The following is a 19,811-nucleotide window of genomic DNA, read 5'->3' as shown; positions in this document are numbered from 1 at the left end:
ACTTTTTTGGATTAGGATTAGAGTATCTTGCTCCTGCCCTAGGGGTTCAGAAAACCTTCTCTTTCCTTGTTCGGCCTGCATATCGGCTGCTGTGAAGAGGGTGTTAGCCCTGTAAGCCTTGGGGGTACTAGGGTTGGATTTGTATGGAGATTCGGGCTATCATTTTTGACTTAGACGACACGTTAATAGCAGATGAGGAGGTCTCTAGGATGGCCTTCGAGGAAGTTGGCACAAAGGTCACTCGCTTTGGAGTTAAAAAAGAAGATTTTGTCAGGGACTGCCAAATCCTGGCTTGTGAACTCTGGAGTGCGGGGCCTTGCTTTGCTTACTGTGACAGCGTCGGAATTAGTGCTTTCGAGTGCCTATGGGGTAAGTTTGGCGATGAACAGGAAGAGTTGCAGAAACTCCGAAATTGGACTATCCCCTTCCGGGAAGCCGTTTTTTCTGGTGCGTTGCATCAACAATTACCCAGTGTTTCTCCTGCTGTGGGTTTAGAACTGTCCGAAGGCTTTAGCAAAGCCCGCCGTAAATTCCAGAGATTGGTGCCGGATGCTAAGGAAGTTCTGGCATACTTGCACCCTCGCTATCATCTGGGAATGCTGACGAATGGGGCGCCCTCCCTGCAGGGAGAAAAGATAGCTGCTTCTGGATTGGAGCCGTTTTTTCAGGCAATTACTATTTCCGGAGAAAGAGGAATAGGAAAGCCAAGGGCAGAAATCTTCTTCCAGTTGATAGCAGAGTTAGGTACGCTCCCGTCGGAGGTGGTTATGGTCGGTAACAGTAAGGAACGAGATATTGCGGGAGCTTGCAATGCGGGTATCCGTAGCGTCTGGCTTCGTGCTTCTGAGGCAGCAGGAGATTTTTTGCAGCCATGGCCCTATGCGGAAATTTCTACTCTGCGCGAGCTTCCAGCCTTAGTTGAAGAGATGAATAAACGGAATAAACGTTCCGGCTGAATTACGACGATGGGGCTGCTGACGTTGCAGTTTTTTCAACAGCCGCTTGGTGTGACTCGGTATGTCCAGAGTAGTGTGGCCTGTGGCGCCACTTCATAGCATAGAAACCTTTAGCATAGAAACCTTTAGTGTAATGCATTGCCTTAACCCATTGACCGTTGTGACTACCTATCTCTCACGTCTGGTTATCATTTTTTGCTGGTCTCTTTGCTATTTTCTCCTGCCGGTGTCGGATGTCCTTTTGGCACAAGGAGACCCTTTGGTGCAAGGAATCGACATTCAATTTATTGGCCCCCCCCCCAGGATCAGCAGGGAACGTGTTCTCGCAAACCTAAGCATGAAAAAAGGGCTACCCTATAGCTGGCGACTTGCGAAGCAGGATGTGCGTTCCCTTTACGCAACGGGATTGGTCTCAGACGTGCGCATCTCCGCAGAACCTCTTCTCAATGGAGTAAAGGTGGTGGTCTTCATCCAGGGATTACCCTCCATAGCTGCTATCCATATCAAGGGCACTAATCAGGTGCCGCCTGCCCGTGTGCGTAGGGAAATTTCTGCTAAGGTGGACCAGGCTTTAAGTGAGGAGCGTTTAGCGGAAGCTCGACGGAGAATCATCAGACTCTACGAGAGCAAAAACTTTGGGCAGGTACGAGTGTCATTTTCCGTTCAGCCTACACCTAAGAAAAACTATGTTCGGGTTACATTTAATATCGTAGAGGGACCCCGTATAGTCGTGGGGAAGATCTCCTTCGTCGGCAACAGTTCTCTCTCAAGTAGAGAATTGCGTACCTCTTTAAGGACAAAGAGCCGCAATCTACTTTCCTTCATTAATGGGAGTGGCAGACTGACCCCAGAGCGGTTGGATGAAGATAAGCGCAGAATCCGTCTCCTCTACCAAAATCGTGGTTTTGCAGATGCTGAATGTATCGGTGTACAGGTAAAGCTTCTTCCACGGAAAAGGGTGGAGGTTATTTACAAGGTTAGGGAGGGAACACAGTATCATGTTCGGGCCATTAGATTTAGTGGTATTCCCTCCAATAGATCGCAGAAGCTGCTTGGCCTCCTTAGGATGCGGGAAGGCGCCCTCTACACCCCAAAGGGTTTGCATGGTAATCTTAGGGCTATTAATGGCTTTTATGGGAAGTGTGGCTTCTTAGACCATAGCGTGAATCCTCACGTTTTCCCCGTTGGAGCTTCCCGAGTCGACCTTCTGTTCGATGTAGACGAGGGGGTACGGTCTTACGTCAACCTCATCAGGATTCAGGGCAATACCCGTACCAGAGACTTTGTAGTTCGGCGTGAGCTTGCCCTAAAACCGGGGGAAATTTTCGATACGCAACGGATGGATATTAGCCGGGCTCGCCTGCAGAACTTGAATTACTTCTCGCGTGTAGATCTTTTTCCACAATCTACTCTCTTTCCTCACCGGAAAGATTTACACGTTCTTCTGGAAGAGAAAAATACAGGAAATTTCAATATAGGCGCAGGTTATAGCAGCATCGATAGCTTGGTTGGTTTCGCAGAGCTGCAACAAACCAACTTTGACCTGTTTGGCTGGCCAACTTTCTATGGTGCTGGTCAACGTCTTCGAATTCGAATGCAGTATGGCCTTGAGAGAAAAGATTTTATAGTCTCACTGGCGGAGCCTTGGTTCCTGGGCCGTAGGCTCTTGGTAGGCATAGAGGGTTACTACCACGATGCCGATTATCTCAGTACGGTTTACGATCAAATGTACTATGGGGGCGCGTTCCACTTTCGTCTACCTATCACCTCGTTTATTTCCATGCGGGGTGAATGTCGCAGGGAGGGGATTTATGTCCACAGTGTTGCTAAAAACACTGGGCTATATATTCAGAACTCCAAAGGCAGATATACGAGAAACTCTCTTTCTGCAGGATTGGATTATGACACACGTGATAACCTTTTTTTGCCCAGGCACGGCGCCATAATTAGATACACTAACTTCCTCTCCGGAGGCATGTTGGGTGGAAGCGTTCAGGATTACGGACTGAGTTTAGATGCCACACGGTATGTGCTACTGCCGCGGGATTTGATTTTTATGGCAAAAGCTAGAATTGCTGTTACAACCAGTTGGGGAAGGATGCACAGAGATGTTCCAATTTTTGACCGGCTTTATCTGGGAGGGTCAGGTGACCTCCGAGGATTTGATTTTCGGGATGTAGGGCCGAAGGATAAGTTCGGAAACGCCGTTGGAGGGAGCTCGCTTTTTTTTGGTACGCTGGAGGTTACATTCCCTGTCCTGCCTAGGATTCGTGGAGCCCTCTTTACGGATTGGGGAGGAGTGAATGTGAGCAACTATGACTTTTCAGCAAAAAACACAAACGGGGACATTGGCGTCGGTCTTCATCTAGATTTTCTCGCAGGTACGCCTGTTCGTTTCGATTTTGGATACCCGATCAAATGCGATAAGTACAACCGCAACAAAGGGAGATTCCAATTCAATATTGGATACCAGTTCTAAATCGTCTATAAATTGAAGAACAACCAAAAAATTTAGCACTACACAAAGCGATATGCCTCGATCCCCTTTTTCCTCATTCCTCCTTGCAGCAGGTATCCTTTTATTTGGGACCTCTGCATACGCCGTTAAAGTTGGCACCGTGGATATGAACCGTGTTTTCACGGAGTATTACAAGACGAAGGAAGCCCAAAGTCAGCTCAATGCCGAGCGAGAGACCTCCAAGCGACACTTAGAGGAGCGTCTTACGAAACTGAAGGACACTATGAAGGTGATTGAAAGCCTAAGTCAGGATATCAAGAAGCCTGAGCTTAGCAGGCTGACTAAGGAGGCAAAGACCAAAAAGCGGGAGGTGAAAGTTAAAGAAGCAAGGGAGCTGGACCGTGAATGCTCCAGTTTTCGAGCTATGAAGGAACAGCAGCTCCAGGAGAAATTTGGGCATATGCGAGCGGATATCGTCCAGGACATCATGAAGGTAGTCATCGCCAAGGTGAAATCTGACAGCTACGACTTTGTTTTTGATAAATCTGGGCTGGGCTTTGGAGGAATTCCAGTAGTGCTCCACGCACCCGATGATGTTGATTTAACTGTTCAGGTTATCTCTGATCTAAATGATCTAAATAAAGGGATGCCAAAGACAAAGAAGCCCAAAAAAACCTAGTTGCTGCCTTTCTTCCAGGAAGAGAAGGTTGACATGCATGTGGCTCCCGTCTGTTCACAGGCAGAGATTGTTGTGTCCTCCCTTGTCTGAGGGGGGGGGAGGTTATGAGGCTTGAAGAGGTTGCACGGCTCGTTGGTACAGAAGTTTCGCTGAGTTCCGCGGCCGTAGAGATTCGCGGGATTTCTGCTGTAGGAGACGCAGAAAGGGGTGATGTAACATTTTTGGGGAATCTCAAATACTTGCCCGCCCTACGCTCTAGCCGTGCCTCTGCCGTTCTGGTTCCCATGAATTTTGAGGAGCCAGTTCCGCCAATTCTTCTCCGTGTAGAAAGTCCAACGACTGCTTTTGGAAAGCTGATCGATTTCTTTTCCGAGCCAGATCCCTCTTACACGCCGGGAGTGCATCGGCTTGCCTGCATTGCAGAAGGGGTACACATTTCTCAGGGAGTGAGCATCCAGCCGTTTGCTGTGGTAGAATCAGGAGCTCAAATTGGCACTGGAACGGTGATAGGGGCACATTGTTACATAGGACAAAAAGTCGTTATCGGAGAGAAGTGTCTTCTGCATCCTCGTGTGAGTATCCTGGCACGGTGCTTGGTTGGAAATAGGGTAGTTCTCCATCCCGGTGTAGTTTTGGGCTCAGATGGCTTTGGGTTTGAATACTTGAGAGGAAAACATGTCAAACTTCCACAAAGAGGTATTGTGCAAGTAGATGACGATGTAGAAATTGGTGCTAATACTACGGTAGATCGTGCTCGTTTTGGGCGTACTTGGATTCAGAAGGGGACTAAAATTGACAACCTTGTTCAGATTGCCCACAATGTTACTGTCGGGGAATGCTCTATTCTCTGTGGTCAAGTAGGGATTGCAGGAAGCACCAAGGTAGGGCGTTGCGTGACTATTGCAGGACAGGTGGGAATCAATGGTCATATAGAAGTGGGAGATGAGGCGGTCATTGCTGCAAAGTCCGGAGTGGTCAAGTCCGTTTCTCCAAAAGAGGTATTGATTGGAGTACCGGCCCGTCCAATCGAGGTCTACAAACGTAAATTTTTTTACGTGGAACGTCTGGAGAAATTCTATGCACGAGTACGACGGTTAGAAGAGAAAATTACCGAGCTTTTACAATGAAAGTGCTGCCTCTCCAGGGGAGGTGGCTCGATTTTTTCCTATAAGGAGGCACTGAAGAAGAGAATCTATGGTGACAACACCTAGTACATCCCCAGAGATCTGTGCGGTGACGGCACAAATGCTACTTTGGGCAGCTCGCATTTTTCGGATGGCCGTGTGGATGCTCTCAGTGGAAGAAACTGAGGCAATGTTTCTGGCATGAGATTTAGATTTTCCAACACGAATGCCCTCGAGTAGAAGGTCAAGAACATCTACTATCCCCATAATCTGCTTGTGTTCTCCTAAAACGAGGATTTGTTCCGTTCCAGTATGGCGGGAAAGTTCTAGGAGTTCGGGAACCAGCGTATCTGGACCAACATGTACTACGTCCTGGGGGGGAATTATAAAGGAGGAGATCCTTTGATTTCTGCATCTGAGAAGATTCTGGACCAGCTGAAAAGCTGTATGGCTTAGCTGGCCTATCTCCATGAGACGTGAGACAGCACGCCCAATTTCCACAGTAGCTGCAAGGGTCTGCATAGATAACTGCTCCCGCTTGTTATAGGCTACAAAGGGACTGGCTAGCCAAGTAAGCAAAGAGGCAAGTGGCCATGTGATCCTTTGAAAAATGGAAAGAACACTGACAAAAGCTATCGCAGCAGAAATTGGAAGTCGCTGGAATAATATCTGAGGAAGTTTTACTAAGAACAACGTAAGCAATGGGATGCTCAACGTTATTGCCGCTGCAGCGCCGAGGACACCAGTTCTTGGTGCAAGAAAGGAATATAGTAATGCAAGGGTGAGAATTCGAAGGAGTGTAGAAAACGTTATTACCGTAACTAACAAACAATCTCTCTGTACTAGAAGTGAACGTAGAGTAGACGCTGTAGCGTCGCCGAGTTTAGCATAGTGGTGTAGCCGAGCTCGATTGGTATTAAGGGTAGACTCAACACCAGAGAGCGTAAAGCTGAAGAACATACAGGCAAAAATTGTAATGAAAATCATTTGAGCAGTGGCAAAGATGCCGCTGAACTGGTTTGAGTTTGTTGCAGTGGGGAAATAAGAACCTCTAGAACACGTTTTCTGGAAATCTGTCGAACACAGACTTCCCAGTTTGCTAGTAGCATAGAAGCTCCAACCTTAGGTAGTTGCCCAAAATGCTCGATCAGCAGCCCCCCAACGGTATGAGCAGAAAAGTCGGAAGTGTCGATACCTAATACCTCTCCAAGCTCATCGAGATGTAGCCCGCCACTTGCCAAAAATCTTCCTCCCTCTATCCTCTTGATGGAGGGGGAGTTTCTGTGCTCATGGCCATCTTCGCCAAAAATTTCCTCTAGGAGGTCGGAAAAAGTTACAAGTCCTTCAATCCCTCCGTACTCGTCCAGTAAAATCGCCATGTTTTTTTGCTGAATCTGGAAAGCAACGAGTAGATCTAAAGCTTGGATCGTTTCCGGCACAAGAGAAGGCGGCTTAAGCATGCCTGTGTAGTGTCTCTCAGGAAATAGAAGAAAATCTCTGGCGTCTAAAACGCCAAGGATTTCGTCCGGTGTTTCCCCTCGTATTGGCACTTGCCTGTGCCTATTCCATCGGATGAGAACCACCGCCTGAGCGTTTGAGAGATTATCAGGCAGCGTAAAAGTGTCTACTCGTGGGATCATGCAGTGATTAGCCACCTCAGATGATAGTTTGATAATCTTTTGGAGTAGTTCAGCCTCTTCATGGTACACTCCCCCCTCTTCTTCAGTTACTTCGAGTAGCGACTGTAGCTCTTCCAAAGAAAGTGTGCCATCAGGAGAAATGAGATTATCGCTAGATCTATCCATCCAGAGGTCATTCCACGTTAGCACTCGGAGAACAATGGGTCCTAGCAACCAGTAGACGCCAGATACAATTGGCCAACAGATGGACAAAACAAACACTGGTTGTGCCAGACCAACAAGCTTGGGTAGAAGTTCACAGAGAAGAGTGACTGCCACAAAGAGCAGCATGGCCAACATCCATCCCGGCAAGTAAACACTCAGGCCTTGAGCATCTACCCACCACAGACAGAAGAAAATAAGCGGAAGCGTCACCAGACCATCTGCTATGTTAATAGCGCTTAAAACTTCTCTACGAGAGCACATCCATTCTTCCAGCTGTTGTGCAAGCACTCTATCCTTCTTCTGTGCAATCTGTTTCATGGTTTCTGTCAAAGCAGAAAACGACGCGCTCGCCATAGAAAGAAGAGCTGAGGTGAACACCAGCAAAATGCCCAGGGGTAGAAGCAGATAAAAAACTTCATTCATCCCTCAAAAAATGCACGAGTATGGAAAAATTTTCCTATTCCGACCAAAAACTGTAGGGTACTCTGCCCTCTTTGGTTGGAGACTTCAAGAAATTGGGAGAGGTGGCGGTTTTTCTCCATCTAGTAGCAGCTTTCCAAAATAGGTTGCGATAACCTAAAACGCAGCGGCTGAGCGGGGGACCCAATAGTTGTTACGACCGAGAGAAAGAGATGGTTATTTGGGTTAAACGGGACGGAGGTACTTTTTTCTTCTACAAGAACTAGTTTCTCAATTAAGCTGCCTGTCCCATGCTGTAGAACTTAGCAGACAGCAGGGGCTTTCCGGTCAAATCGTTAGTCATTATGAATAGTTCGCGGTTACCACATGAAACTGCTGCCATGACTCGTGAAGATCCTTCGCCAGATCAGGCCTCTGGAGGGGGGCTGTCACCGGAAGAGTGGAAAGAAGCAACACGCTTTAGCCGAGTGGACGTAGGGTGGGTTATCCTAAGCATAGGAATGGCGATAGGCGCAGGAATAATTTTCTTACCGGTCCAGGCAGGGAGGGTAGGGATATGGTGCTTTCTTGCCTCTGCAATAGTGGCCTATCCATCCCTATACTTGTTTCAAAGACTTTTCATCAATACGCTAGCGGAATCAAAAATTTGCAGCGATTATCCTGCAGTAATCTCCGGATATCTCGGTAAGAATTGGGGTATAGCCCTAGGTGTCTTGTATTTCTTCATGTTGGTCATTTGGATCTTTGTCTATTTTACCGACATTACTAACGATAGTGCTTCCTACCTCCAAACGTTTGGGGTGACCAAGAATTTACTCTCCAGAAACCCGTTCTATTCCTTAGTCTTGATTGGCAGTCTCGTATCGATTGCAGCCAAGGGAGAACAGTTCCTTTTCAGGGTATCTGTACTCATGGTTCTAATCAAACTAGGCATTATTATTTTTCTAGGAGTGGCAATGATCAAGTTCTGGAATTTATATAATATTGGCCCAGTCGACCCCTATCATGTGCTTGTTAAGCAAGGTATTATTACCCTCCCGTTCACTCTAACTTCGATATTATTCATACAGACTTTGAGCCCTATGGTAATATCTTATCGAGCCCGAGAAAAATTTCCAGAAGTAGCACGCTATAAGTCGCTCCGGGTGATGAATATCGCGTTTCTAATTTTGTTTGGAACAGTCTTTTTCTATGCCCTATCGTTTACTTTGGCATTTGGGTACGAGGAGGCCGAATTCGCCTTCCGTAACAACATCTCTGCCCTGGCAATGGCCGCGAGGTTTTTGCCATCCGGATTGGCGACAACACTGGGCATCACTCTTAATATATTTGCCATAGTGACGGCATTTTTTAGTATCTACCTAGGCTTTCACGAGGTATGTCGAGGATTAGTGCTCAACATTTTTCAACGCTTTTTTCCAAACGGAGAAATCAGCTCGGTATGGATCAACCGAGGAGTGCAGATGTTTACCATCGTACTTGCCTGGGGAGTGGTCGGTTTAAACATCCCCATTCTATACTTTACATCAGTGTCCAGCCCCATTTTTGGACTGGTTGGATGCCTAATTCCCGCATGGTTAGTTCTACGAGTACCGGAACTTGCAAGGTATCGAAATATAGCGCTAATTGTCATAGTTCTTACTGGAATACTTCTTATCGTGTCTCCATTTCTGGCATTTTGGTCCTCTTAGGAGAGATTGAGGCTACTAGACCACTTTCTTTACTTCCCTTAAGTCCTCCCAAACTTCCTTGGCACTGTTTGAGAGTCTGCTGCCGGGGTATCATTCCAGGCGTGCCTTGGTAAGAAAAAAGATGTTTCACTTCAGCTTTATGCCAAAAGTCTACCTGTTTTTAGAGAAAACGTGCGGCCCCCACTGAAAAATAGAGTAAGGACCCGTGTTAAGTTAGTAGCCTAAAAGGCAGGCTTCTGGTATACGTAGGACAGGCTCGAAGTTGGAATCCAGCAGACTTGGTTCCCATCAGCAAGTCGACAGTAGCTCCAGTCTCCTCGTTCAGAAAGAACTGTCACAGGAGTGCCTGATGGAAGAGGAGCTATGCGGGGAGCTGTAGCTACCGGTTGGGCCAAGGCCAGCTCCCCCTCCTGGGCAGTTACAATAGCCAGGTGTTTTCTCGTCACACGTGGATCGCTCAACCAACCAACCAAAAACACTGTGGCACCCAATAACGAGAGGCCGCTACTGCTCAGAAAAAGCGATAGTTTTTTTCTACCCCCCCCCCTAACCTGCAGAAAGGTCCCTATCCAAAAAAGAATCTCACCAGCAATAAGTAAAAAGGTGGGTGCAACTATCTCTGAAAGTCTTTGTATCCAGGTAGGAGTAAGTTCTGGAAGTCCTGTTTGCACACGCAATTGATTTAATCCTGCCTTAGCCTCAATGCATTGAGGATTTAACATTAATGCCCGGTAGTAATTAAGTGCCGCCTCAGCTAATTTATTCCTTTTCTGAAGAGTAAATCCTAGATTTGCATAAATTGCTGATCCACAAATACCTTGGGTGAGTAGTGCCTCATATGCTGTAGCTGCTTTATCTATATCCCCCTTTAGCAATCTGTCAGTTGCTTCTTCAAAAGAGACAGCTTGTGTAGTAGCGTGCATTTCAACAAGGCACGCTGCAAACAGCAACACACGAAAAGAAAGGTGAGTCTTCATTATCTCCGACGCCTCAAGAGCTCCAGGATAGAGGCGCGAGTTGCAGTAGAAGGATTTCCTACCCGACGGAATCCATAGGACAATTCCTCATAAAGGGCAAAAATTTCCAACGCCAACTCAGATTCCTTACCTATCAGACCAATGGCACGCACAATCTCTTGTGCTGATTCCCCCCTCATATCTTTCCCGGAGGCTAATTGTGCCCATAAGCGAAGAAACTCTGCAGCGGAGGAATAGAGCTCTTCTGGAGAAGTGTAAGGATCAGAGGCCTTATCTAAGGACGCTTTTAAAGCGCGATGTAATCCCACTTTCCCAACACCAGCTTTTTTAAAATTCCGTGTGGATTGAACTCCAACAAAAGCCAACAATGCTAGGATGGCTATTCCGTTAGCGACCGCAAACTCAGGACGTCTAGTGATTGGTTGATAAGATTCAGCGACGAATTTTCTCACGACCCTCCATTTTTCTTTCTCAGTGAGGGAGGGGGAGGATGCCATTGTCGGCACAGGGATTGAGTGAGGCGCTGGATTTGCTTTTACTACCTGTGGGGTAGTACGCAGCGTTATGTACTTTGCAAGGGTAGGGTCAAAATAAGAAAAAACAACTTCTGGTGTGGAATTTTTCTCCACATTGGGGACCAGCATCCATTCAAACACTTTCTCACCATATTCCCCCAATCTTTTAAACTCCGTTAGAGTGGGATAGGACCTCCACCCCCGTTTAGCATCCAAGTCTAACTCTCTAATCTGCTCAAAATTCCCCTTCCCAGAAATGATCGCCCGCAAGGTAATTGGGTCTCCCGGAAAGGGATCCTTTGTGGAGACTTCTGCACGTAGAGTAAAGTTTCCGACAGCACCATGAAAAGAAACTGGCTGTTTCTTATCCGGCAAGGGTAGCACTTGTATGGTGGCAGAATCTGACTTCACCTCTATTTTCTGCATGGCTGAAGCAGCTGATATCGTGCCAAAAAAGCGCTGAAAAAAAGTATCCGTCACGTTCCACTGTTGGGAGATATCAGGAAGTGGCTGAGTCAGTACCTGACAGACAAGGGATGCGGAGGGAATTTGCAGAGTCCCTGCTCTTAGCGGGAAAACAGAACTATGGAAAGTGAGAACTGTATACCTAACTCCATTGGTTTCTTGATAGCCCTGCTTAGGCTCTTCCATTTTCTGAACCATAAATCCCTCTCCGAGGAGAGATGGTGTAGAACTAATAGATCGTACGGAAAAATAAGGGTGCAAATAATATTGGATTTTGATGGGGATTTTTTCCCCTACGTAGGCTTCCCTCCCAGGGAGGGAAAGTATTCCAAATGTAAGCTTTGTACCGGCAGAATGCGACGATCGGAATCGCCGAGGTGTCTTTTCTCTACTTATTCCCTTCCGTGAAGGAGCATCTACTACTTTCAGAGAAAATGACTGAGTCTGAAAGATTTCACCATCCGCCCTGATTTGCAAAGAGGGAATAATGAAATTCCCAGCCTGCAACGGATACACGGAAAAGGTGTAAGTGGCGCTTGAAGTTACCTGCGTATTAAGCATTTGAACCTGCATCGACCGCCCAATATAACTCAGTCGTAAGCCCTTTATTTTTATATCATTGGGCACTTCTGCATTTCTTGCTCCCTGGACAATAATGTCTAGACGGACAGACTGTCCCACTTGCGTCTCCCCATCGGAAATTCGAGCACTTGCCTGAATATCTGCTGCCTGGGCACAAGGGAAAAAGATACACCATAACCACCAACAGTAGATTACTGAACCCACCATGCACTCCTTCAAACAGACATTTAACAAGCTTCTCACAAGACACCTTGCTCCTCTTCCTATCGAATCTTTATCAGGTAGAGGAAGATAAAGCTGATGTAGGGAACGAGAATCAGGGCTTACATTCCCATGATACCCCTATTTCAATTAGAGGAATAACCTGACAGTTCACCAATTTCTATAGATGTCTTGAGAGAAGTCCTGTCCGTGGACCTCAAAGTGTTGCTCATCCTCCTTCATGGAGTCTATCAGCACGTTTGCCTGCTCCTTTGTCAGTGATACAGAAGGGACTGTCTTCCTGTGGGAAAAGGACTTTTCTCTTCCACCAGCTTTCTCATTTCTGTCTGACTTTGAAGCAATAGAGAAAAGAGCAGGAGAAACGCCAGAATGTAAATTCTGCTCCTGTCGGGTTTCCTTTTGCTCCTGTCGGGTTTCCTTTTGCTCCTGTTCTTTTAACATCTTCTGTACCAGTTGCCTGTTATCTGCAGCGGCCCTGTTTTTAGGCTTCTGTCTAAGCACTTGATCATATTGCTGGATGGCAGCCTTCCACTGTGCTCGTTTCTGGTCATCCGAAGGACTTGCTTCACCCTTTCGTACTAGGCTGTTACCCATGTTGTATTGGGCACTGACACGAAGCTGTACAGATTTTCCCAGGATAGCCTTCCCAAAGAAGTTAAGGGCCTTATCATAATCCCCAAGCTTATAAGCTGCTGTACCTGCATCAAAGGAGGCTTCCGCAAGATTTGGCCTTTTCTGTAGGTAACTTTCGAAATCCTTGAGAGCTTTTTGATAGTCTCCCCTCCGATAACTTTCCAGACCATTTTGTGCAGCATTTATCGACGTTACTGTTGATAAGACAGCTAATAAAACTAGATCTAAAAAGAGAATAGTGGGCCTACCCTGGAAAACATTCCCTTTTCGGTTACCTGTTAGCCACCAAGTTGATAACAGCAGAATCGCCGGAATTAGGGTCCACTCAAACCTCTCAACGGGGCGGCTTGAAATTGAAGCTTGACCCTCCCTTGCGACAAGTGAAGGAAGTATGCCCTTGTGAAAGATCCGTTGAGCAGATGAGAATGGCTTAAAGGGGCAGTAAAAGCCGCCAGTGGTTTCTGCAATTTCTTTGAGGTGCGCCGCATCTAAATAACTGGTTACTGGCTTCCCATCAGTACTCCGCACGAGATCCTGCTCTCCAGCTCGTGCAGCAGCAATGGGGAGTAAGGATCCACCCGTAGTGCCGATACCGACAGTGTAGATGCGGATTCCTTGAGAGGCTGCCCTTTTTGCTTCGATGACAGCCCTCCCTTCCAATTCCTCACCATCAGATACAAGGATCAACGCACGGACTACTCCACTAAAGTGACCAAACGTCTTTCTAGCTACTCGAATAGCGGAAGCAATGTTAGTTCCACCTCTGGGAATAAAGTTGGTGTCCAATTCTTTAACTCCGTTGGCTACAGCAGCATAGTCAGTTGTCAGCGGGATTTGTAGGAAAGCTATTCCGGAAAAAGTGATTAACCCCAAACGGTCTCCTTGAAGGAAATCAGCGAAGTCTTGTACGAAAAACTTTGCGTGTGTCAGCCGGTTGGGCGCAGAATCAACCGCCAGCATACTTCTAGAGATGTCTACTGCAACGATAATGTCCCTCCCTTCTTGAAGGGTCTTTATAGGAGAGGCCCCAAGCCGGGGCCTAGCAAGGGTTATAATTAGTAGAGCAAGACTGCCTAGTAAGAGGGCTGTTCGAATAGATTGCTGCCTTCTACTTATGGAACCTACAAGTTGATCAAATAGACGCAGAGCTACCACTTGCTGTAGAAGCAGTTTGTTCCGTCGATTTGCCCACCACAGAAGCAAGGTAATTACTGGTAGGATGGCCAGAGCGGCAAACCAGGATGGCTCACCAAAGCTTAGGGAAGCCGTTTCCACACCGTTTGAGAAAGAAGAATTTCTGCTAGGAGCAGCCCGAGTGCTACACTTACAGGCCATGGAAATAAGTCCCAATAAGACGATATTTTGGTCATCACTGCTCTTGACTTTTCCATTCGGTTAACCTTTTGAAAAATTCTCGTCAGAGACTGACTATCTGACGCGCGGAAGAATTGCCCACCCGTCATCTCCGCAATTCTCTTTAGGGTATCTAAATCACTATCAAACTTAACCATTCGATATCTAGTTCCGCCAAATATATCTAACACTGGGTAAGGTACGGGACCGCTGGAACCTGCACCGATAGTATAAATTTTTATCCCAAGTACCCTAGCTGCCTCTGCAGCAGTTAGTGGAGAGATGCAGCCAGCGTTGTTTGCACCATCCGTAAGTAGTATCAGAACCTTTGATTTAGCAAAATGGCCCCTAAGGCGCCGCGCAGCAGCAGCAATTGCTGAACCAATAGCGGTGCTGTCCTCTTCCATCATGCCTGCCTGCATGCGGTCTATGTTTGTTAGCAACCAGCCATGATCTAGTGTAGGTGGGCTAACTAAAAAAGGGTGTCCGGCAAACGCCATAATACCAATGCGATCACTCAGGCGTTCAGCAATAAATTGCTGCGCAATCCTCTTGACGGCCTCTATTCGACTTACTCGTTTGTTAGCGATGGTCATATCTTCCGCCGCCATAGAGCTAGAAACATCGAAAGCCAACATGATATCTACACCGCTTGCCTGAATATGAATGTTACTCCTCTCCAGTTGTGGACGAGATGCCGCTAGCAGTAAAAGGGCCACTGCTAAGAAGGTAATTGCATCAAGGAAACCTCTGGCTCGCGATTTCCCACCTCGGCTCAAAGCCAACATTATCTCTGTGGAAGGAAACTGTACTGCCTGAGCAGCACTCCTCACTTTCCTGCCTAGGAGGAACAGTACTGGAACGGCCAACAAAAAAAGGAGGACCCAGGGATATAGAATTGTGAAGTTGCCAAAGCGAAGCGGATGTATCATTCCACTCTCTATTTGCAGTTGCTTTTCTTGCAGTTCCTATAAAGCTATGCCTCGGTTTCGCATGTATATGAGCTGCTCCGCTTGTAACAGCAATGAGGAGGTCTCGTCTCGCCTTGCATCTCTCCTGGAAAATTTAAGAAGGTCGGCCATCTCGAGAAATTTTCCTAATATGATCTTCTCCTCAGAGGAAAATATAGGGCTGTCTCGAATGGATACTAAAAACTCCACGGAGGTTTGAGTTGTCGCGCGCAACCCATATTCATCTTGTATATAGCGACGGAGGAGAGCGGAAACCTCAACACCAAAATCGTGCGGAGAAAGTACTTCTATATGGGAATGGAGAACTGCTAATGCCTCTAACGCAGCGTTTTTAGGATTGACGAGTTGTTTCCTTTTAGGAAAGGAAAGTTTCCTACTGCAGAAAAACAGAGCAGCGAGGACCAGAATACCTAAAATGGCCAACGGGGCTATCCAAGCTGGATATAAAGAAATAGGAATTGGAGGATCAATATCATGAAGCGGCGCTGGCTCTAGTGAAGAGGAGACAACGGAAGTCATAACAATTTCCTTTTTCTTTGCTTAAAAAAAGTACGCAGCGGCGGAACGACGCCTTCGTTGCTTCGGAAGAGTACAACATCAATCCCAAGATTCTGCAGCATTTTTCTCTGGGCACTGCGGCGCCTAGACTCAAGCCTTACAAATTCCTCCACCGCCCTCTTCTTGGAAGTATTAAACTCTACTTGGCAACCACTTTCAGCATCTTCAAAAGTGATAATACCTACATTTGGTAGGAGGATTTCACCAGGATCTACGATGAATAGAGCGATAATATCATGCCTATAGCTTGCTGTAATGAACTGCTTTGAAAGATCTGAGATGAGAAAATCGGAAAGAACAAATACTACAGCCTGTCGATGAATCACGTGATTGAGTGTCTTAAATGCTGCAGAAAAGTCTGTGCATCTGCCCTTAGGCTCAAAAAGAAGCATTTCTCGAATAAGTCTCAATACATGAAGACGTCCCTTCTTTGGAGGGATAAAAAGCTCCATGCGATCACTAAACAAGACAAGACCCACTCTATCGTTATTCTGGGAAGCGCTAAAGGCTAAGATAGATGCTATCTCCGTAGCAAATTCTCGCTTACTTAGGCATGCACTTCCAAAAGTTCCAGAGGCACTAACATCCACCACTAACATAACCGTCAGCTCTCGCTCTTCCACAAATTTTTTCACATAAGGCATATCCATACGTGCAGTCACATTCCAGTCGATGGTACGAATTTCATCGCCAGGTGCATACTCACGCACTTCATCAAAATGCATTCCACTTCCCTTGAAAGCGCTACGATAGTAGCCAGAAAAAGAAGACCTCACGAGATGCCGTGTGTGCAGCTCGAGCTGCCGAACCGCTCGAAAGATCTCATCTGGCTTATGCATATAGTACGCCCTACATCCTTTGATGAAGATGCCAAGACCCTAGCCTATATCCTCCGGTCAAGTGCAAGTCAGGGTACTGGAAGGCCGGCAAAAATTTTTTTTACAATATCCTCGCTAGTTACTAGCTCTGCCTCTGCCTCGTAGGTTATCCCAATCCGATGGCGCAGCACGTCCAATCCGACAGATTTGACATCCTGTGGAGTCACATACGCTCTGCCGGTCATAAACGCATTTGCCTTACTAGCCAGTGTAAGGAAAATAGTGGCACGCGGAGATGCACCATAGCGGATTAGATTATCCAATTTAAGCTTAAAGGCTTCTGGAGCACGAGTAGCTCTAACAATATCTACGATGTAATCTCTTACACGCTCATCCACATAAATCCCGTTTACCACACTGCGGGCACGAACAATCTCCGACATACTCACTGTATTCAACACAGAGAGCCGTGGTGCAGAAGTGGCCATCGTATCTAGAATAGCAAGCTCTTCTTCTCGGTTCGGATAGCTTATTCTAATTTTAAGCATGAAGCGGTCTAACTGAGCTTCAGGTAGCGGATAAGTACCCTCCTGCTCAATAGGGTTTTGTGTTGCTAAAACCAGAAATGGGTCTGGAAGGGGGTAAGTCTGTCCACCTAGGGTCACTTGCCGCTCCTGCATAGCCTCTAGCAAGGCACTTTGCACTTTAGCTGGAGCTCGATTAATCTCATCCGCAAGGATCAGGTTGGAGAATATAGGGCCTAGCTTTGTAGCAAATTCACCGGTACGTGGGTTGTAAATGGGCGTTCCTAGCAGATCAGCAGGCAAGAGATCAGGAGTAAATTGTACCCTTTGAAAGCCCGTCTGAACTGCCGAGGCTAGAGTACGTACCACCAATGTTTTAGCCAAACCAGGCACACCCTCTAACAAAATGTGCCCGTTAGTTAGAATACCTATCAACAAGCGTTGAAGTAGCACACGCTGACCAATAATCACCTTGCTAACTTCATCAAGTAAGGGCTGTATCCAGTGCCTAGCCTCCTGAACTTGCTCGTCTAACTCCGAGAACATATCCATCCGTTGCAAAGCTTACCATATGCGTCCTCCGCAGTATATAATCGCTTTTTATACCAAGAAAATCTCACCCCCCTTGCCGGGGCCGCAAATCGACTTTCCTTTCATACCAACCAAAAACAACCGTTGCAGGGTAATCATTCTGCTGGAAACAGCACAACGTCTATCAGTCTTAAGCTGCAACTTTGCACACCTTCTCCCGGATCCCCCATGAAATGGCTGAGTATCCCGCAGAGTTTAAATGAGCGATGCGCGGTAGCAAAAGACCCCGTTGACCTCTGGTGAGATGGCAATAACAGCAAGCTACGCCATCATCCACACCAGCTTGACGATAGGAGTGGTTAAGAAATGAACTATTTGCTTATCAGGGCAACAGACATTGAGTAGGTCTACCACGCGCTCCGAAAATTGGAGACTATACCCTTCAGGGGTTGACTCCCTTGGTCTGCTAGTCTAGACCTCGCACCTTGTATCCGCGTTAGTATTCACCCAAGCAGCTTCTTTACCAGAAATCACAGTATGCACCATGATGATGCCTTTTCCTGGATAGGCTATAGAGTAGTAAGTATTCTCCGCTTGTTTCCTCTCTCTGTCTGCTTTTTTATTGGGCAAGTGCTAGGATTAATCGTTTGGATGGCGCTACCAAAGTACCGCAGACTAGCCAGGAAAAATATAGCCTATGCTTTTCTAGATAAGCACTCTGACTTTCAGGTCAGTCTACTGGTTCTGCAACACTTTATAACGGCTGGCGCAAACTTCCTCAGCGCCTTAAAGATCCCTGCTCTCAGCGAGGTACAAATCCGTGCCTGTTCTTCTATGGAAAACGAGGAGCTAATCCAGTCTTGCACGGAAACAGGTAGAGGAATAGTGGTGGCTATTAGCCACATAGGAAACTGGGAACTCTTTGCCCAGTTGAGTTTTTTCCTCCCAGATGTACCTACTGGTGCCGTTTACCAGCCTCTGCGGAACAGGTGGATTGAAAATTTGGTCAACAGAGACCGCTGTAGACGCGGTTTGGTTCTGTTTAACCGAAAAAAGGGATTTGCTGCTCCTGCTGCTATGCTGCGCCAGGGAGGAGTCGTAGGAGTACTTGTGGACCAGCATGCTGGCGATGGGGGAATTTGGACCCCATTTTTTCGCAGATTAGCCTCAACATCTCCCCTCGCTGCTACGCTTGCATGTAGAACTGGAGCAATAGTACTTCCCATGGCCATCTTCACAGATGGGTTTGCTCATTGGAGAATTTCAGTCCGACACCCCATTTCGTACCAGCCAGACAATTCTAACCAGTTGACTGCGGATATTAACCGCGTTCTCGAATCGCAAATCCAGGAATCGCCAAAAGATTGGTTCTGGGTTCATGATCGTTGGAAAGTACCCAATCCAGACTTCTTGCTCTTCCAGAAAAAGCGGGGGACCTATCTGCCTAAAGGAACTAAAGAGCACCTACATCCCTTTCGCATACTTGTCCGCTCCAGCAACTGGCTTGGAGATGCTACTATGAGCATTCCAGCGGTACAGGCCATCAAACAAGGGAGAGTGGATGCTAGAATTTCCGTCTTGGTATCAGAAAAGCTAGCTGCACTCTGGTATACGGTAGACGAGGTCGATGAAGTAGTACTGATCTCCAAGGAAGAAAGCCTCTGGAGTATTGCGGATAAGCTACGAGGCTGTTTCGAAGTTGCCATACTTTTTCCCAATTCCTGCAGATGTGCATTGGAAGTTTTTCTGGCTGGTATTCCACGTCGAGTTGGCTACCAAGGACACTACCGTTCCTGGTTACTCAATCAGATTATAGAGACACCAAAGCAAAGGGTGGGCGCAATTCCAAAACATCACTCAGAACATTATCTACATATAGCAAAAGTACTTGGGGCACCACCCCACCAACCTTCCACACTTAGCCTTCCTTTTCCGTTGAGTCGCTTAATTGCTCCCACTCTCGGGCTATGCCCAGGTGCAGCATATGGTGCCGCCAAGTGTTGGCCAACAGATCGGTTCAGAGAGGTGATTAAGGAAGTTTTTGAGAAAACAGGATACCGTTGGAAAGTCCTTGGTACCGCCAAGGACGTTTCTATTGTCCAGGAAATTGTAGCTGGCCTTCCAAAAGGCGTCGTACTGAACTATGTAGGGAAAACCGATCTTGCCATGCTGATCTCAGAGCTTTTGTCTATCCGCCTTCTTTTAACAAATGACACAGGGACTATGCACCTAGCTGCCCTATTAGGGATCCCTGTGGTGGCCATTTTTGGCTCTACAGAGCCTTTATTAACTTCCCCTCTTGGGAGCAAACATTGTGTGTTGCGCCAACATGTGGAGTGTAGCCCCTGCTTTCTACAAAGCTGTCCCACCGACTTTAGGTGCATGAAGGCGATTAGTACAAGACAAGTAAAAGAAGCAGTACTGAAAATTTTAAAACATCCAACGGGAGGAAAAGCACCATGCACTAACAAACCACTGTCTCACTAAAAC

Annotated in this window: 15 protein-coding genes; 6 read left to right on the top strand and 9 right to left on the bottom strand. The window is 46.9% G+C overall.

Annotated features, from left to right (window positions below):
• The first annotated feature begins 143 nt into the window (after positions 1 to 143).
• The 4 genes from AMD24_RS01260 to lpxD all read left to right on the top strand — a co-directional run bounded on the left by AMD24_RS01260 (position 144) and on the right by lpxD (position 5,220).
• Positions 144 to 956, top strand: coding sequence for an HAD family hydrolase (locus AMD24_RS01260; RefSeq protein WP_062100324.1), 813 nt, complete (start codon positions 144 to 146; stop codon positions 954 to 956).
• A 133-nt stretch (positions 957 to 1,089) separates the two neighbouring features.
• Complete coding sequence (bamA, locus tag AMD24_RS01255) at positions 1,090 to 3,435, top strand: outer membrane protein assembly factor BamA (protein WP_158404328.1); 2,346 nt, start codon at positions 1,090 to 1,092, stop codon at positions 3,433 to 3,435.
• A 52-nt stretch (positions 3,436 to 3,487) separates the two neighbouring features.
• Entirely contained in the window at positions 3,488 to 4,093 is a 606-nt protein-coding gene (locus AMD24_RS01250) for an OmpH family outer membrane protein (RefSeq protein ID WP_062100322.1), read from the top strand.
• Between the two features lie 104 nt (positions 4,094 to 4,197).
• Positions 4,198 to 5,220, top strand: coding sequence for a UDP-3-O-(3-hydroxymyristoyl)glucosamine N-acyltransferase (gene lpxD, locus AMD24_RS01245; RefSeq protein ID WP_062100321.1), 1,023 nt, complete (start codon positions 4,198 to 4,200; stop codon positions 5,218 to 5,220).
• Here lpxD and AMD24_RS01240 read toward each other — a convergent pair.
• Positions 5,212 to 6,204: a CNNM domain-containing protein gene (locus AMD24_RS01240; RefSeq protein WP_062100320.1), complete on the bottom strand. Its 993-nt coding sequence runs from the start codon at positions 6,202 to 6,204 to the stop codon at positions 5,212 to 5,214. The two genes, lpxD and AMD24_RS01240, sit on opposite strands and share 9 nt — an antisense overlap.
• Positions 6,201 to 7,484: a hemolysin family protein gene (locus tag AMD24_RS01235; protein WP_062100319.1), complete on the bottom strand. Its 1,284-nt coding sequence runs from the start codon at positions 7,482 to 7,484 to the stop codon at positions 6,201 to 6,203. Before AMD24_RS01235 ends, AMD24_RS01240 begins: the two co-directional genes overlap by 4 nt.
• A gap of 377 nt (positions 7,485 to 7,861) precedes the next feature.
• Between AMD24_RS01235 and AMD24_RS01230 the strand changes: the two genes are divergently transcribed.
• Complete coding sequence (locus AMD24_RS01230) at positions 7,862 to 9,172, top strand: amino acid permease (protein WP_148565202.1); 1,311 nt, start codon at positions 7,862 to 7,864, stop codon at positions 9,170 to 9,172.
• 221 nt (positions 9,173 to 9,393) lie between these two features.
• Here AMD24_RS01230 and AMD24_RS01225 read toward each other — a convergent pair whose 3' ends face one another.
• The 7 genes from AMD24_RS01225 to AMD24_RS01195 all read right to left on the bottom strand — a co-directional run bounded on the left by AMD24_RS01225 (position 9,394) and on the right by AMD24_RS01195 (position 17,342).
• Entirely contained in the window at positions 9,394 to 10,149 is a 756-nt protein-coding gene (locus AMD24_RS01225) for a hypothetical protein (protein ID WP_062100317.1), read from the bottom strand.
• Positions 10,149 to 11,918, bottom strand: coding sequence for a BatD family protein (locus tag AMD24_RS01220; RefSeq protein WP_062100316.1), 1,770 nt, complete (start codon positions 11,916 to 11,918; stop codon positions 10,149 to 10,151). The genes AMD24_RS01225 and AMD24_RS01220 overlap by 1 nt, the downstream gene beginning before the upstream one ends.
• Positions 11,919 to 12,083: 165 nt before the next feature.
• Positions 12,084 to 13,841: a vWA domain-containing protein gene (locus tag AMD24_RS01215; protein ID WP_062100315.1), complete on the bottom strand. Its 1,758-nt coding sequence runs from the start codon at positions 13,839 to 13,841 to the stop codon at positions 12,084 to 12,086.
• Positions 13,823 to 14,851: a vWA domain-containing protein gene (locus tag AMD24_RS01210; RefSeq protein WP_148565166.1), complete on the bottom strand. Its 1,029-nt coding sequence runs from the start codon at positions 14,849 to 14,851 to the stop codon at positions 13,823 to 13,825. Before AMD24_RS01210 ends, AMD24_RS01215 begins: the two co-directional genes overlap by 19 nt.
• A 36-nt stretch (positions 14,852 to 14,887) precedes the next feature.
• Entirely contained in the window at positions 14,888 to 15,409 is a 522-nt protein-coding gene (locus AMD24_RS01205) for a DUF4381 family protein (RefSeq protein WP_062100314.1), read from the bottom strand.
• Positions 15,406 to 16,287: a DUF58 domain-containing protein gene (locus AMD24_RS01200; RefSeq protein WP_062100313.1), complete on the bottom strand. Its 882-nt coding sequence runs from the start codon at positions 16,285 to 16,287 to the stop codon at positions 15,406 to 15,408. Before AMD24_RS01200 ends, AMD24_RS01205 begins: the two co-directional genes overlap by 4 nt.
• A 68-nt stretch (positions 16,288 to 16,355) precedes the next feature.
• Positions 16,356 to 17,342, bottom strand: a complete 987-nt coding sequence (locus AMD24_RS01195; protein ID WP_062100312.1) for an AAA family ATPase — start codon at positions 17,340 to 17,342, stop codon at positions 16,356 to 16,358.
• Positions 17,343 to 17,858: 516 nt separating this feature from the next.
• Here AMD24_RS01195 and waaF point away from each other — a divergent pair.
• Complete coding sequence (waaF, locus tag AMD24_RS01190; protein WP_062100311.1) at positions 17,859 to 19,808, top strand: lipopolysaccharide heptosyltransferase II; 1,950 nt, start codon at positions 17,859 to 17,861, stop codon at positions 19,806 to 19,808.
• The last annotated feature ends 3 nt before the right edge of the window (positions 19,809 to 19,811 follow it).

The organism is Candidatus Xiphinematobacter sp. Idaho Grape (assembly GCF_001318295.1).
GTDB lineage: Bacteria > Verrucomicrobiota > Verrucomicrobiia > Chthoniobacterales > Xiphinematobacteraceae > Xiphinematobacter.
The sequence above is the reverse complement of the archived record's forward strand: the minus strand, read 5'-3'. Positions and strand labels throughout refer to the sequence as shown.